Raw genomic sequence first — 16,648 nt, forward strand, 5'->3', positions numbered from 1 at the left:
ATGAATATTCATCATATGAAACAATTAAATATCTTTAAAATATCTATGACAGGTATAACTTTAATAGAAGCTTCTGCTGGAACAGGAAAAACTTTTACAATAATACTATTATATCTACGTTTATTATTAGGTATTGGAGAAAAACAAAATAATATTAAAAAGTTGTTAATACATGAAATATTAGTAGTTACTTTTACAAATGCTGCAAAAGAAGAATTATATATACGAATTAAAAATAGCATTGAAAAATTATATATAGCTTGTGTTAATAAAAAAAGTAAAGATCCATTTTGTCGTTTTTTTTTAAAAAAAATTCATAATATTAAAGAAGCTATTGACGTACTAAAGACAGCACAGAATGATATCAATAATATTTCTATATATACAATACATGGTTTTTGTCAACAAATATTACAACTACATACTTTTCATTTTCATGCTATTTTTAAAGAAAAAATAGTTGAAAACGAAGATAAGTTATATTTACAAGCTACACAAGATTTTTGGAGGTGCTATTTTGATGATTTACCAGATAATATTATTAAAATAATATATCAATATTATAATGGTCCAGATGATCTTTTAAAGAAAATTAAACCTTTTTTAACTTTACCACTAATAAATCTCAAAAAAAACATTACAAATGAAACAATAGTTCTCTTGCATCAAAAAAATATTAAAACAATAGAAATTTTTAAAAAAAATTGGTTAAATAATTCTAAATTAATACTGAAAACAATCAATAACTTACATATTAATAAAAAAATATATAATCATTTTAATATTTCTAGATGGATTAATACTATTACAGTATGGTCAAAATCTACCACTGAAAATTATACAATCCCAGATTCTTTAAAATATTTTACAACACAAAAGATAATAGAAAATACTATAGAAAAAACTCTTTTAAATCATGTAATTTTTAAAGACACGGAAAAAATATTAAAAAAAAATTTTTCATTAAAAAAGATTTTTATATTGGACGCTATTAAAAATATTTCTAAATTGGTACTACAGGAAAAAGAAAAAAAATCATTATTAGGATTTAATGATTTATTAAGTCTTCTCTTAAAAACTATAAAAAAAGAAATATTTTTAAAAGATTTAATAAGTCAAAAGTTTCCTGCAGTATTTATTGATGAATTTCAAGATACAGATATTGAACAATATGAAATATTTAATATTATATATAAAAAAAATAAAAAAACAGCATTATTTCTAATTGGAGATCCAAAACAAGCAATATATAGTTTTAGAGGAGCAGATATTTTTTCTTACTTATATGCAAAATCTCAAATAAAAAAACAATATTATCTTGATACTAATTGGAGATCTTCAATTAATATGTCTAAAAGCATTAATTTTTTATTTTCTAAAAATAATCGACCTTTTATATTTGAAAATATTCCATTTATTCCTACTATTCCTGCTATAAAAAATTCAATAATGAATTTTACTATTGAAGGAAAATCACAAACCCCAATAACATTTTTTTTTAATCATGAAAAAGAAATTTATTTAGATGATTATCAGATTTGGATTTCTAAGAAATGTGCAAATGAAATTAGCTATTGGCTAACTCACTCAATAAAAAAAACAGCTATAATTAGAACTAAAGATAAAGAAAAAATTCTTAAAGCTAATGATATTGCTATATTAGTAAGAAATGGAAAAGAGGCTAATTTTATTCAACAAGAATTAAAAAAAAATAATATACATTCAATCTACTCATCATCTAAAAATAGTGTATTTCAAACTTTTGATGCTCAAGAATTACTTTGGATACTACAATCTATTCTAGAACCAACTAATAAAAATTTTTTACAACAATCTAGTTCAACACATATTTTAAAACAATTATTATGTGTAAATAAGAATATGTCAAAAGATGAATCTGTATATTTTTTAGTATCAAAATTATATGAATATTATGACATCTGGGGAAAAATAGGTATTTTTCCTATGACTCAAAAAATAATATTAGACTATCAAAAAAATTCAAACGATTCAGAAATAAATATAAACTGTCAAAAAAATTTTAATTTTTTACATATAGCAGAATTATTACAAGAAAAATTTAGGTTTTTTTACAGAAGAAACTCTTTAATTCGTTGGTTTCAAAGTAAAATTTTACAACAAACACAACCTGATTATAATGAAAACATTAGATATCTAGATGAATCAGAAGCAGTTAAAATTATTACTATACATAAATCGAAAGGTCTAGAATATCCTATTGTTTGGATACCTTTTGGCATAGATTTTAATCCAGTAAAAAATATTATCTACCATAGTAAAAAAAATTTCAAAACATTTTTTGATATAGAAAAAAATGATAAAAATTTTAAAATAGCAGAAGAAGAAAGATTAGCAGAAGATATACGTTTTTTATATGTTGCACTTACAAGATCAACTGTTCACTGTAGTATTGGAATAGGATGCCTATCAAAAAAAAAGATAAAAAATAGACAGTATAGTGACCTTCATCATAGTGCTCTAGGATATATCATACAAAATGGCAAAACTATGAATTATGAAAATCTATCGATCACTTTAGATAAATTAAGTCAAAATAATTTGATAGAAATTAAAAATACAAATAGCAAGTTAAAACTAAATATTAACAAAAAAAATATTTATTTATTATATACATATCATTTTTTAAATAAAAATATCAATAATACTTGGAATATCACAAGCTTTACTCAATTACAAAAAGAAAATAAATTATTAACATATACGAAAAAAAAAGAAATATTACAGCATATATTCCTAGAAAAAAAAATAACAAAACTAACAATACATAATTTTCCTAACGGAAAAAAAACAGGATTAATGATGCATTATATACTAAAAAATATCAATTATTTAAATCAAAAAAATCAAAATTGGTTCTCTGATATTTTACAAAAATATAATATACAAAAAAAATGGACTTTAACATTAAAATCATGGATTTTTAATATTATTAATATACCATTAAAAGATACAAAAATTATCTTATCAGAACTAAAGAAAGAATCATATGTAACAGAATTAGAATTTTTTTTACCTATTAAAAAAATTTTATCTAGTAAAATGTTCAATAACATTATTCAGTCTGCTGATTCCATATCTATGATTTCTCCAAAGTTTTTTTTTAACCCTATTACAGGAATATTAAGAGGATTTATTGATTTATTTTTTATTTATAATAAGAAATATTATATATTAGATTATAAATCTAACTGGTTAGGAAAAGATAATAATTTTTACTCTATGCAATCTATAAAAAAAGAAATTATCAATCGTCGATATGATATACAATATCAAATATATACTGTAGCAATACATAAATACTTAGAAAAAAAAATAAAAAATTACAACTATCAAAAAGATTTTGGTGGTGTTTTTTATATTTTTTTACGAGCAGTAAACAATCAAGAAAATCATGGAATATTTTATACTATGCCTAATTATTCTCTAATAAAAAAGTTAGTAACTTTAATGTCATAGAAAAATACAATGAATAACAATTAATATATGATAAAATTATTAAAAACAGCTGTAATAAAAAAAAATATTCGTCCAATTGATTTTTATTTTTCACAATTGGTTGCAAAAAAAAATTCTATTTTAATGTTAGTAGCAGCATGTATCAGCTATGAAACTAATAATGGTTATACTTTTTTACCAATAGAATATTTTGAAAAAAATTATTTTTTTTCTAGTACAAATAAAAAGTTTATAGAAAAAATTTTAATTACTTTAGAGAAAAAAATAAATTGGTCGGTAGAATTAGTAAAACTATTAAAACATACATCTGTCAGTAATGGTTCTCATCCTACACCTATAGTCTTATTTAATAAAAAAATATATCTTTATAAGATGTGGAAAGCTGAAAGTAATATTTTAAAATATTTGTATGATAAAAATAAAAACAATAAAATTGATTATAAAAAATGTTCAAAAATACTAGATAATTTATTCCCTAAAAATATTAAAAATATCCAAAAAATAGCAGTTGCACTGACCTTAATAAATAATATAACATTTATTATGGGTGGACCGGGCACTGGAAAAACTACTACTATATTAAAAATAATTATTGCATTAATTAAAAATACATCAAAAGAAATAAAAATTCAATTATCTGCACCTACTGGAAAAGCAGCAATACGTTTAAATGAAGTTATAAAAAACAATATTTTTGATTATTATCTTCTTCAAAAAGAAAAAAATTATCTTCCATCTAGCGCAATAACAATACATCAACTATTAGGAATACAAAAAATATCGCAAAAAAGTTTTTTTAATAAAAATAAATTATTAGATATAGATGTATTAATTATTGATGAAACTTCAATGATAGATCTTTTAATGATGGAAAAAATATTTCATGCAGTATCAAAAAATACTAAATTAATTTTTATAGGAGATCATAATCAATTATGTCCAATAGAATCAGGATCTATTTTAAAAAAAATATTTTATTACGCGAATTATGGATATAATAATAAAACTTTATCGATTCTTGAAAAAATCACTAAATATAAATTTTTGAATAAAATATATAAAATGGAAAATAATTTTATAGGTAATAATATATGTATATTAAAGAAAAACTATAGATTTAATAAAAATTCAGGAATTTATATCTTATCAAATGCAATATATAACGAAAATAAAGAAACTATAAACAGTTTATTTACAAACTCTATAAAAAATGTTTTTTTTCATGAAATTAATAACATGAAAGAATATCAGAAAATGATTAAAAAAATTACTTTATATTATAATATTTTTTGGGAGAAAATAAATAAAAAATCAAATATGCATGAAATTATAGAAAGTTTTCAAAATCATCAAATATTGTGTATGTTAAATGATGGTCTATTCGGGGTAAACATGTTAAATAAACAGTTAGAAGAATATATGTATCAAAAAAAAATAATTCAATATTTTTATGCTGATAATCAATTATGGTATATAGGAAAACCTATTATGATTACTTCTAATAATAAAACTCTAGATTTATTTAATGGAAATATAGGTATTACTAATATTAATAATAAAGGTGTTATTCAAGTTTCTTTTTTAAAAGAAAAAAATATAATTCAAAATATTCCTATAAATATTTTAAAAAACTATAAAACGGCTTGGGCTCTTACTGTACATAAAGCACAAGGCTCTGAATTTATGAATACATCTTTAGTACTACCAAATTTTTATTCAGATTTTTTAAATAAAGATATTTTATATACCGGCGTTACAAGATCTCGGAAAACATTAAATATTTTTTCTAATAAAGATATTTTTATAAAAACTATTTTTAATAATAGAAAAAAAATAGATAGTATTAATTATTTATAATATCTTATAGTCATTAATAATTGTAATTTATCCAAATACATCAATCATTAATATTTTAGAACGACGTTGATAATTGTACATTTTCTTTTTACTTTCAGGTAACATATCAACATCAACTAATATAAAACCTCTTTCTTGAAACCAATGAATACTTTTAGTCGTTAATACAAAAATTTTTTTTAAATTCATTTCTTGAGCATGAATTTTTATTTTCTTTAGTAATAAATCTCCTCTAGAAGAATTTCGATAATCAGGATGAACAGCTACACAAGCCATTTCTCCTATTTGTTCTTTTAAAAAAGGATACAATGCTGCACAAGCAATTGTTAAATTATCACGTTCAATAATAGTAAATTTATCAACTTCAATTTCTAATTGTTCTCTAGATCTACGAACTAAAATACCTTTTTTTTCTAAAGGTCGAATTAATTCTAATATTCCCCCAATATCATTAATACTAGCTCGTCTTATTTTTTCTGCGGATTCCATAACCATCTGTGTACCAATTCCATCACGAGAAAATAATTCTTGTAGTAAAGCTCCATTTTTATGGTAGCTAATTAAATGACTACGATTTACTCCTCTTTTACAAGCTTTTATTGCACCTCTTAAAAAACGAACAGTTGAAGAGATATAATCACCTTTTTTTTCTAATTTATTGATTTTATATTTAATATCATCGGGAAGTAATTCAGAAATAATTTTACCTTCATCATTAATAACTCCTTGTTTACTACAAAAACCAATCATTTTCTCTGCTTTTAATTCAATACTGACTTGAGTTGCTATTTCTTCAGAAGTTAAATTAAAACTTTCTCCTGTTACAGATACTGCTACTGGACCAATTAAAACTATAGCTCCATTTTTTAATTGACAATCAATCGCTCTTTTATCAATCCTTCTAATTCTACCACTATGACAATAATCTATACCGTCGTCTACACCTAGTGGTTGTGCAATAATAAAATTACCGCTGACTACATTAATATTAGCACCCTGTAGAGGAGTATTACTTAAACTCATTGATAAACGTGCTGTAATATCAAGCTGTAATCTTCCTGCAGCTTTTTTTACTTGCTCTAAAGAAACTAAATCAGTAATTCGTGTATATTTATGATATATAATTTTAATATTCTTTTCATTTAAACTAGCATTAATTTGAGGACAAGAGCCGTATATAACAACTAAACGAATTCCTAGGCTATGTAATAATCCTATATCATTAATAATACCAGAAAAATTTCCATATTTAATTGCTTCGCCACCTAACATTATTACAAATGTTTTTCCTCGATGAGCATTAATGTAAGGAACGCTGTGACGGAAACACTGAACTAATTCAGTAGTACGTTCTTTCATGACAATCCTCTTGCATTTTTACTGCAACCTATATATTATTTTTTTATATATATATCTATTATATTAAAAAATAAAATCAATAAAAAATGTTAATTAACATAAAAAATTGGAAGGTTTTTGGAAAAAGATGGGATTTAAAAAAATAAAGTTTAAATTATTGATGATTAATAATTGGTTGCGGGGGCTGGATTTGAACCAACGACCTTCGGGTTATGAGCCCGACGAGCTACCAGACTGCTCCACCCCGCGTCTGTAATTTTTTATAATACACCTTTATGAGAAATAACACAACCTTTTTTCAAAAAATTCAATATTTTTTATGTAAGTAAAAAAAAATATTCATTAAATATCTATAATTCAATTATTTATAATATTAAAAATAAAATATGAAAAAAAAAATAGTAACAAAAATATTTGTAAGTCTATTTTTTATATTTACTATGGGTTGCCAAAATAAACCTATACATAAAGGACAACAGTATAAAAAAAAACTAATACATGATTTAACAAAAATAGAAAAAATAGATACAAAAAACAAAATAATCAATTTAGAATCATTTTTAATTCAAATAAAAAAAATTAAAACATCATCACCACGTTTATATTATAAAAATCAAAATATTTATAAAGCTCTTGAAAATTGGTTAAAAAAAAAATCTGATATAAATGATTTTTATAAATTTAGAATTAGTTTACTCCAAATGAAAGGTGTAGATAACTATGGAAATATAAAAATAAGTGGATATTATACTCCTATAATAAAAGCTAGAAAAACTCAAAAAGATAACTTTATATACCCAATATACTCCAAACCTTATAATTTTCAAAAACATCAATTTTTACCAAATAGACAAGAAATATATAATGGAATTTTAGATAAAAAATATATTTTAGCTTATAGTAATTCTTTAATTGATAACTTTATTATGGAAATTCAAGGAAGTGCATTTATAGACTATGGCAATAATCAACCATTGACTTTTTTTAGTTATTCAGGAAACAATGGATGGCCCTACACAAGTATCGGACAAATTTTAATTAATCGTGGTGAAATAGAGAAAAAAAATATGTCTATGCAAGCGATTAAGAAATGGTGTAACACGCATACAATAAAAGAAATAAAAAAATTGTTTGAAGAAAATAAATCTTTTGTCTTTTTTAAGGAAACTACAAAAAAACAAGTATATGGTGCAAGTGCTGTTCCATTAATAGAAAAAACATCAGTAGCAGTAGATAATTCTATCGTAAAAAATGGTAGCGTAATTTTATTACAAATACCTTTACTTAACAAATATGGTATATTTATTAATAAATATGAAATGCGTTTAGTAATTGCTTTAGATGTAGGTGGTGCAATTAAAGGTCAGCATTTTGATATTTATGAAGGTATTGGTGAAAAAGCTAGTATATTAGCTGGTTTTTATAATCACTACGGATACGCTTGGATATTAAATTACAAGCAATAGACAATTATAACTATAAGTCAATATAAAAAATATGAACACAATTCAATCAGGAATTATATCTAAAAATGCATCTATTGCTATAATTATAGCTCGATTTAATGAATTCATTAATAAAAATTTATTATCAGGAGCATTAGATATATTAAAAAGAATAGGACAAGTAAATAAAGAAAATATTTTAAAAATATATGTTCCTGGAACATACGAAATACCAGTGGTAGCAAGTTATATTGCTAATTCTAGTAAATATGATGCTATTATTGTCATAGGCACTATAATAAAAGGGAAAACAGATCATTTTAAATATATTGCTAGCGATACTACTAGTAATCTTGCAAGAATTAGTACGCAATTTTTTATACCTATCACATTAGGAATATTAACTACTAACAGTATTGAACAATCTATTGAAAGAGCTGGTGCAAAAATGGGCAATAAAGGTTCTGAAGCAGCTTTAGCAGCTTTAGAAATGATTAATATTATGAAAGACTTAAAAAAAATACTATAATATTAAATATCTTATATTAAAGTTTTATCTCTAAATATCTAACCATAAACTATGAAATATACTGAATTTGAAATTATCTCTAAATATTTTCAACGGCATCAAAGAAAAAATTCAAATGAAATACAAAAAGGAATTGGAGATGATAGTGCTTTAATAAAAATACTAGATAATAACGTTCTTGCAATTAGTACAGATACATTAGTTGAAGGTACTCATTTTCTTAAAAATATCGCTCCTAAAGATCTCGCTTATAAAACAGTAGCAGTAAATATTAGTGATCTTGCTGCAATGGGTGCTTATCCAAAATGGACAACCTTATCTATTACAATGCCTACATCTAATAGTGTGTGGCTGAAAGAGTTTAGTGATAGTTTTTTTGATACGTTGAATAAATATAATATTAAATTAATTGGTGGAGATACCAATCGTGGCCCTTTGAGTATAACCTTGAGTATTTATGGAACATTAGAAGAAAAAACCGCATTACTAAGAAGTAGCGCTAATATAGGAGATTTAATTTATGTAACTGGACATCTTGGTGAAAGCGCTGCTGGTCTTTTTTTATTACAAAAAAAAATTTTCCTAAAAGATTTAAAAATACGGAATTATTTAATTAAAAAACATCTTCATCCTATCCCTAGAATTTATGAGGGAATAAATCTTAAAAATATTGCTAGTGCAGCAATTGATATATCAGATGGATTGATTGCAGATTTAAATCATATATTAAACAACAGTCAATGTGGAGCAAATATTAATCTCAATAAATTACCAATTTCTTCTATTTTAAAAGAAAATTTTAAAAAAAAATATTACTTAGATTGGGCATTAAATATAGGAGAAGATTATGAGTTATGTTTTACAATATCAAAAAAAAATATTCCTAAACTAGATATAATGTTCAAAAAGTTTTTAATAAATTGCACATGTATTGGATATATTACACCTCTTGAGCAAGGATTTCATTTATTCTATAATGAAAAAGAAATATTTTTAAAAAAAAGAGGATTCAATCATTTTAATTGAAAAATATATATTTGGTTAAATAATGAACGATATATTTTATATGAGAAGAGCAATAGAAATTAGTAAATTAGGTGAATTTACTACTTCACCTAATCCTAATGTAGGATGTGTAATAGTAAATAATAATATTATTGTTGGAGAAGGATGGCATGAACAATCTGGAAAAAATCATGCAGAAATTAATGCATTAATAATGGCTGGTGATAAGGCAAAAGGAGGAACAGCTTATATAACACTTGAACCATGTAATTATTTTGGAAAAACTCCTCCTTGCTGTAATGCACTTGTTAAAGCAGGTATACATCGTGTTATAGTATCTAATATAGATCCTAATCCTAAAGTGTCTGGTAATGGAGTTTCATACTTAAGAAAATGCGGTATTTCTGTAGTAACAGGTATACTATCAAAAGAATCAAAACAATATAATAAAGGTTTTTTTAAAAGAATGAAAACTGGTTTACCATGAACACAGCTTAAATTAGCAATGTCAATTGATGGAAGAATAGCCATGAAAACTGGTGAAAGCAAATGGATTACCTCAAAATATGCACGACAAGATGTTCAAAAATTTCGAGCAAAAAGTTCAGTAATTCTAAGCAGTAGTTCTACTATTTTAACAGATAATTCTCTATTAAATGTACGATACAAAGAATTTGATAAACATACATTATCTATTTTTCCAAAAAAAATATTTCAACATCCTATAAGAGTAATTATAGATAGTCAAAATCGTATTACACCACTACATAAAATTATTCAAACTCAAGGAAAAATTTGGTTGATACGATTGAAATACGATCAATATTTATGGCCTAAACATATAACCCAAATTCTAAGAAAAGAACATGATAAACAAATTAACATGCTTTCACTTTTAAAATTATTAGGAAAATCTCAAATTAATAACGTATGGATAGAAGCAGGAAGTTCTTTATCTGGTTTCCTACTTAATCAAAATTTAATAGATGAACTTATTATATATATCGCACCTAAAATGTTAGGACATGAAGCAAAACCATTATGTATACTTTATAATAAACTAAAATTAATTGATTCACTTGAATTTAATTTTCAAGATATTTGTCAAATAGGACCTGATATAAGATTAATATTATCTCCTAAAAAAAATAAAACCATCATATAATCAAGAGAAATTTTATTTATGAAACCATCTTGTCGACGAAAAGCTCGTGCATGTGCTTTACAAATGCTATATTCTTGGGAAATATCTCATAATAATATCAAAGAAAGTGCAATTCAATTCTTAAAAGAAAGAAATAAAAAAAATATTGATATCATATATTTTTATGAATTAATTATAGGAATTACATGTGATTGTAAAAATATCGATAACTTAATGAAACCTTACTTATTTAGATCATTAAAAGAGTTAGGTCAAATTGAAAAAGCTATTCTTCGAATTTCATTCTATGAATTATATAAGCGAAGTGATATACCTTATAAAGTATCTATTAATGAGGGTATTGAACTAGCTAAATTATTTGGTTCTGAAGATAGTCATAAATTTATAAACGGTGTTTTAGATAAAGCTGCATTTAAAATAAAATACAATAAAAAAAATACTATTACTTAATAAGTATTACAAAAATATCTGTCAAATAATATGTTTCATTATTTCTGCAACCAATACAATATTGTCTTATAAATACCTTCTTTATCTAATTGATAATCATGTCTAATTTCTTTTTGACTTCCTTGTGGAATAAATATATCTGGTAATCCAATGTTTAAAACCGGTAAAATAATTTTTTTCATCATAATCAATTCATTAACAGCACTTCCTGCTCCACCAGAAATAACACCTTCTTCAAGTGTGACAAAAAACTGATGATTAGAACATAATTTTAAAATCATACATTGATCTAAAGGCTTGACAAAACGCATATCAACCAATGTTGCATTTAAATTATTTGCAGCAAAAAAAGCATTTTTTAATAAAGTTCCAAAATTTAAAATAGCTATTTTTTTGCCTATTCTTTTTATACGTGACTTTCCTAAGGGAATTTCATGCATTGGTGTTAATAATGTACCTATACCGTTGTCTTTAGGATATCTTACTGCACTGGGACCCTTGTTATACATATAACCAGTATAAAGCATTTGTCGACATTCATTTTCATCACTAGGCGTCATAATAATAATACCAGGAATACATCTTAAATAAGCTAAATCAAATATTCCTTGATGAGTTTTTCCATCATAACCAACAATTCCTGCTCTATCAATTGCAAATAAAACAGATAATTTTTGAAGTGCAATATCATGTATAAGTTGATCATATGCTCGTTGAAGAAATGTGGAATAAATCGATACAACTGGTTTATAACCGCTAATTGCAAGACCAGCAGCAAAAGTAACAGCGTGTTGTTCAGCAATGGCAACATCAAAATATTGATTAGGAAAAAGACGAGAAAATTTTACCATACCAGAACCTTCACACATCGCTGGAGTAATAGCGATTAATTTTTTATCACATTTAGCAATCTCACACAACCAAGAACCAAAAACATCAGAATAACTAATACATTTCGAAGATAATGTATGAGATGCAGATATAGAATGCCATTTTATAGGATCTAATTCTGCTGGAAGATAGCCTTTTCCTTTTTTTGTAATAAGATGCAATAAATAAGTACCTTTTTTATTTTTTATTTTTTTTAATACATTAATAATAGAAAAAATATTATGCCCATCAAAAGGACCTAAATATATAAAACCTAGGTTAGCAAATATTGAATTAAAAGAAAATAAACTATTTTTAATGTTGCTCTGCTTATAAAAAGTTTTTTTTTGAGAGAAGATATTTTTTTTGATGTATTTTTTATCATATTGAATCTCTCTTAAAAATTTTAGATGATTATTTAGTCCTCCTATATTTTTTGAAATGGACATTTGATTATCATTTAGTATCACTAATAAATTAGATTTTATTTCTCCAGCATGATTCATTGCTTCAAAAGACATGCCTGCAGTCATTGCACCATCACCAATAATGCAAATAGTATTTCTATTTTTACCTTCTTTTTCAGCTCCAATAGACATTCCTAAACCTGCACTAATTGAAGTTGAAGAATGACCTACACTTAATACATCATATTCACTTTCTTCTCTACAGGGAAAAGGATTTAATCCATTTTTTCTTCTGATATTTTTTATATCTTTACTTCGTCCAGTTAATATTTTATGAGGATATGCTTGATGTCCTATATCCCATACTAAATTATCAAATGGTGTATTATAGACATAGTGCAAAGCGACAGTTATTTCTACAACACCTAATCCAGAAGCAAAATGTCCTTTAGAAATATTTACAGTATCTAATAAATATTTACGTAATTCAATACATAATTGAGGTAACTGATCAATAGATAAAAGTCGTAATTTTTCTACTGAATCAGCTAAAGATAACATTGGATATTTTTTCAAATTTAAATTCATCAGGTACTCATTATTAAATTTACTCAATACGTTTAATTATAAATTGTGTTAATTGTTCCAATTTACTAATATTAAAATCTTTTTTTAAAATATTTAATGCAAGAAATGCTTTTTTATATAATTCTTTGATTTTTTTTTTTGACTTATTTAAACTTGCAATAGATGGATAAGTTTTTTTTTTCAATATTCTATGATTATTAATTTTAAGATTGTCATCGTGAAAATCTAATATATCATCTTGAATTTGAAATGCTAATCCAATAGAATTTGAAAAACAATCTAATATTGATAATACAGATTTAGAAGTATTATTTGAAGATAAATATGCTAAACGGATAGAAGAACGTATTAAAAATGTAGTTTTATATAAATTAATAGATTCTAATTCAGATAAACTAACTTCTTTTTTTTCTGATTCTAAATCTAACATTTGCCCCATACACATACCAGAAGCACCAATAGCACTAGATAATTCAGAAATCATTTTAATACGTTTGGTATCACATACACCTGGCATAAAGTTTTTTGATAAAACATTAAATGCAAAACTTTGTAATGCATCACCAGCAAGTAAAGATATATTTTCATTATATTTTATATGACAAGAAATTTTACCTCTTCTAAAATCATCATTATCCATACATGGTAAATCATCATGAATCAAAGAATAAGCATGAATACACTCAATAGCTATAGAAATTACATCGAGTGTTATCATATTTACTTTAAATATATCTCCAGTTGTATATACTAAACATGCACGTAATCTTTTACCACCTGAAAAAATACTATATCTCATAGCTTTCAAAAGATTAGATTCTTGAAAAGGCAATGTATTTAATGTATCAGATAATTTTTTATTTATACGATTTTTATAAATATAATATTGATTAAAAAAATCCATTTTTGCATACCTATAAAAAATAACGATTTTATAAAATATTTAATATAATAAAATTATATTAAATTTGTTATTAAAAATGAAATTTTATTTTTTTAAAGAAAAAATATTTTTTTTACAAAAAATACTAAACATTAACCATATAGCAATCATAAAAATTTCAAATAAAAAAATCTCTATTACACTTAAAAAACTACATAACCAGCCACTAAAAATACCACCAAATGATATACCTAAAAACTGACTAGTAGAATAAATACTCATTATGCTACCTTTATAATTATATAGTTTTTGTTTGTTTAAATGAGAGGGTAAAAAAACTTCAAGAAAATTAAAACCTATAAAAAATATTTGTAAAGCAATTATCATTAATAATAAATTATTTTTTGATTCTATAAAAACAAGACCTGAAAAAAAAAGAAATATAATACATATTTCAATAATATGTTCTAAAACATATTTTAATTTACAATAAGCAATAAAGAAAAATAAAGATAAAAAAGAAATCAATATAGTAATTAAATATAATTTCCAATGATTGTTTAAACAAAAACCAGATAATTCTAATTTATTTGGTATCACCATAAAATTCATCATTAATAAAAAATGCAAAAAAAATATACCAATATAAGATCTAATAAAAACTTTATTGAAAATAAATTTTAATACTTTATAATCTAACGTACTTCTATTTTTTTTGACTATAAAATTTTCTGAACAGGGTAAAGAAAAAAAAACAATTATAATACACAAAAGAGAAAAAATGGCAGATACCCAAAAAAGAGAAAAAAATCCAAAATATTGTACAATTAAAGGGCCAGTAATTACAGCTATTAAAAAAGAAAAAGCAAAACTCATACCTATAAAAGCAATAGATTTAACACGATTTTCTTCTCGAATTAAATCCGATAAAAAAGCCATACAAACACCAGAAATAGCTCCTGCACCTTGTAAAAATCTACCAATAATTAATCCCCAAATAGAATGAATATTAGCAGAAATAATATTACCTATAAAAAATATTAAAAGACCTAGTATAATAATTTTTTTTCGACTAAATGTATCAGATAAAATGCCAAATGGAATTTGAAATATTACTTGAGAAACACCATATATTCCTATTGCTAAACCAATTAAAAAGTTATTTCCACCTTCTAAAAACATACCATACTTACTTAATACAGGAAGTATCATAAACATACCTAGCATACGTAATAAAAAAATTGTACAAAAACTCAATGTTACTTGTAATTCTAAAAAGTTCATTTTATAATTTTCCATATTCAATATTTTATTAAATTTTCATATTTAATTTCAAAACATATTTTTCAAAAACAATGAATACTAAAAATAAATTTTTATATAAATACAATGAAATTGAAAAAGATAAAGAAGGATATTTAAAAAAAAATAAAGATTGGAACATCTCATTAGCACAAGAAATTGCAAAAAAAGAAAATATTAATTTAAATTCTGATCACTGGAAAGTAATATTTTTTGTAAGAAAATTCTATTTTCAATTTAACATAACACCATCTATGAGAATGATAATTCAAAGTATTAAAGAAGAAATAGGAGAATCAAAAAGTAACAGTATTTATTTATTTAAGCTTTTTCCTAAAGGTCCTGCTCAACAAGCTAGTAAAATTGCAGGAATACCAAAACCTGTAAGATGTTTATAAATATGAAAAATTATAAAAAATTTTAAAATAAATAATCTATTGATAACAAAAAATTAAATAAAACAACAACGACAATAGAAAAATAAAATAATTTACTTGCATTCTTTTTATTGTCATCTTTTTTTATATTTAAATAAGCTAACACTAGCCAATAAAAATTAATTATAGAAGATAACATTAAAAAATAATAACTTAAATAATTTAAAAATGTTAATAATGAACTAAAAAAAATAAATATTATTATATAATAAAAAATATGTTTTTTTGTTTTTAAAATACCTTTAATAACAGGAAATACAGGAATTTTAGCTTTATTGTAATCTTGAATTCTTAATATAGCAATAGCATAAAAATGAGACATTTGCCAAAATATAAAAATAATAAATAATAAAATAGAACATATATCTATAGTATTAGTAACTGCCGTATAACCAATTATAGATGGAGTAGAGCCTGAAAAACTTCCAATAAATGTTGAATAAATAGTTCTACGCTTACATAATAATGTATATATATAGACATAAATAAAAAAACCAAAAATTGATAACATCATTGTAAGATAATTTACTAATATTCCTAATATAGATATACCAAAAACTCCTATAAAAATAGCAAAAATATATACTGATGCAGGAGATAGCAATTTTTTTGATAAAACTCTTTCACTGGTACGCTTCATTTTTTTATCTATGTCACAATCAATTAAATTGTTAAAAACACAAGCAGAAGCAATAACCAAAGATGTACCAAAAATAGTATATAAAAACAAAAAAAGATTAAATGTAATATTGCTTGATGCAAATAAAAAACTACCTGAAATTAAAATAACATTACCAATAATAATACCCGGCTTAATGATTTCTAAATAACATTTAAACATAAATAAAATATC

12 protein-coding genes, 1 tRNA gene and 1 pseudogene are annotated in these 16,648 nt (G+C 23.5%); 8 read left to right on the forward strand and 6 right to left on the reverse strand.

Features of this window, described 5'->3' with window-relative positions; translation table 11 throughout:
* Together recB and recD are read left to right on the forward strand one after the other, a co-directional pair.
* Positions 1-3,498, forward strand: coding sequence for an exodeoxyribonuclease V subunit beta (recB, locus tag D9V67_RS02340; RefSeq protein ID WP_158359749.1), 3,498 nt, complete (start codon positions 1-3; stop codon positions 3,496-3,498).
* Positions 3,499-3,525: 27 nt separating this feature from the next.
* Positions 3,526-5,355: an exodeoxyribonuclease V subunit alpha gene (gene recD, locus D9V67_RS02345; protein ID WP_158359751.1), complete on the forward strand. Its 1,830-nt coding sequence runs from the start codon at positions 3,526-3,528 to the stop codon at positions 5,353-5,355.
* Positions 5,356-5,382: 27 nt separating this feature from the next.
* On the opposite strand, the gene argA is transcribed toward recD, so the two are convergent.
* Both argA and D9V67_RS02355 read right to left on the reverse strand, forming a co-directional pair.
* Entirely contained in the window at positions 5,383-6,714 is a 1,332-nt protein-coding gene (gene argA, locus D9V67_RS02350; RefSeq protein WP_158359753.1) for an amino-acid N-acetyltransferase, read from the reverse strand.
* A 172-nt stretch (positions 6,715-6,886) separates the two neighbouring features.
* A tRNA-Met gene (locus D9V67_RS02355) sits at positions 6,887-6,963 on the reverse strand.
* A gap of 137 nt (positions 6,964-7,100) precedes the next feature.
* Here D9V67_RS02355 and mltA point away from each other — a divergent pair.
* The 5 genes and pseudogenes from mltA (at position 7,101) to nusB (ending at position 11,308) form a co-directional block, all read left to right on the forward strand.
* A complete protein-coding gene (gene mltA, locus D9V67_RS02360) occupies positions 7,101-8,180 on the forward strand; it encodes a murein transglycosylase A (protein WP_158359755.1) in 1,080 nt (359 codons plus the stop codon).
* A gap of 31 nt (positions 8,181-8,211) precedes the next feature.
* Positions 8,212-8,688, forward strand: a complete 477-nt coding sequence (gene ribE / locus D9V67_RS02365; protein ID WP_158359758.1) for a 6,7-dimethyl-8-ribityllumazine synthase — start codon at positions 8,212-8,214, stop codon at positions 8,686-8,688.
* Between the two features lie 51 nt (positions 8,689-8,739).
* A complete protein-coding gene (thiL, locus tag D9V67_RS02370; protein ID WP_158359760.1) occupies positions 8,740-9,714 on the forward strand; it encodes a thiamine-phosphate kinase in 975 nt (324 codons plus the stop codon).
* A gap of 40 nt (positions 9,715-9,754) precedes the next feature.
* A pseudogene (ribD, locus tag D9V67_RS03255) lies at positions 9,755-10,858 on the forward strand (bifunctional diaminohydroxyphosphoribosylaminopyrimidine deaminase/5-amino-6-(5-phosphoribosylamino)uracil reductase RibD).
* A gap of 18 nt (positions 10,859-10,876) precedes the next feature.
* Positions 10,877-11,308: a transcription antitermination factor NusB gene (gene nusB / locus D9V67_RS02385; protein WP_158359764.1), complete on the forward strand. Its 432-nt coding sequence runs from the start codon at positions 10,877-10,879 to the stop codon at positions 11,306-11,308.
* A gap of 38 nt (positions 11,309-11,346) precedes the next feature.
* Here nusB and dxs read toward each other — a convergent pair whose 3' ends face one another.
* From dxs to D9V67_RS02400, 3 genes are all read right to left on the reverse strand, one after another.
* Positions 11,347-13,173, reverse strand: a complete 1,827-nt coding sequence (gene dxs, locus D9V67_RS02390) for a 1-deoxy-D-xylulose-5-phosphate synthase (RefSeq protein WP_158359766.1) — start codon at positions 13,171-13,173, stop codon at positions 11,347-11,349.
* Between the two features lie 19 nt (positions 13,174-13,192).
* Positions 13,193-14,077 (reverse strand): (2E,6E)-farnesyl diphosphate synthase, encoded by an 885-nt coding sequence (ispA, locus tag D9V67_RS02395; protein WP_158359768.1) that lies wholly within the window; start codon positions 14,075-14,077, stop codon positions 13,193-13,195.
* An 84-nt stretch (positions 14,078-14,161) separates the two neighbouring features.
* Positions 14,162-15,340, reverse strand: a complete 1,179-nt coding sequence (locus D9V67_RS02400; protein WP_158359770.1) for an MFS transporter — start codon at positions 15,338-15,340, stop codon at positions 14,162-14,164.
* A gap of 71 nt (positions 15,341-15,411) precedes the next feature.
* Here D9V67_RS02400 and D9V67_RS02405 point away from each other — a divergent pair, with 71 nt between their 5' ends.
* Positions 15,412-15,756 carry a TusE/DsrC/DsvC family sulfur relay protein gene (locus D9V67_RS02405; RefSeq protein WP_158359772.1) on the forward strand — a complete coding sequence of 115 codons (345 nt, stop codon included), beginning with the start codon at positions 15,412-15,414 and terminating at the stop codon, positions 15,754-15,756.
* Positions 15,757-15,778: 22 nt separating this feature from the next.
* Here the strand turns inward: D9V67_RS02405 and cyoE are convergent, their stop codons facing one another.
* Positions 15,779-16,636 carry a heme o synthase gene (gene cyoE, locus D9V67_RS02410; RefSeq protein ID WP_158359774.1) on the reverse strand — a complete coding sequence of 286 codons (858 nt, stop codon included), beginning with the start codon at positions 16,634-16,636 and terminating at the stop codon, positions 15,779-15,781.
* Between the last annotated feature and the right edge of the window lie 12 nt (positions 16,637-16,648).

The organism is Buchnera aphidicola (Brachycaudus cardui), assembly GCF_005081945.1.
GTDB classification, from domain to species: Bacteria; Pseudomonadota; Gammaproteobacteria; order Enterobacterales; family Enterobacteriaceae; genus Buchnera; species Buchnera aphidicola_AN.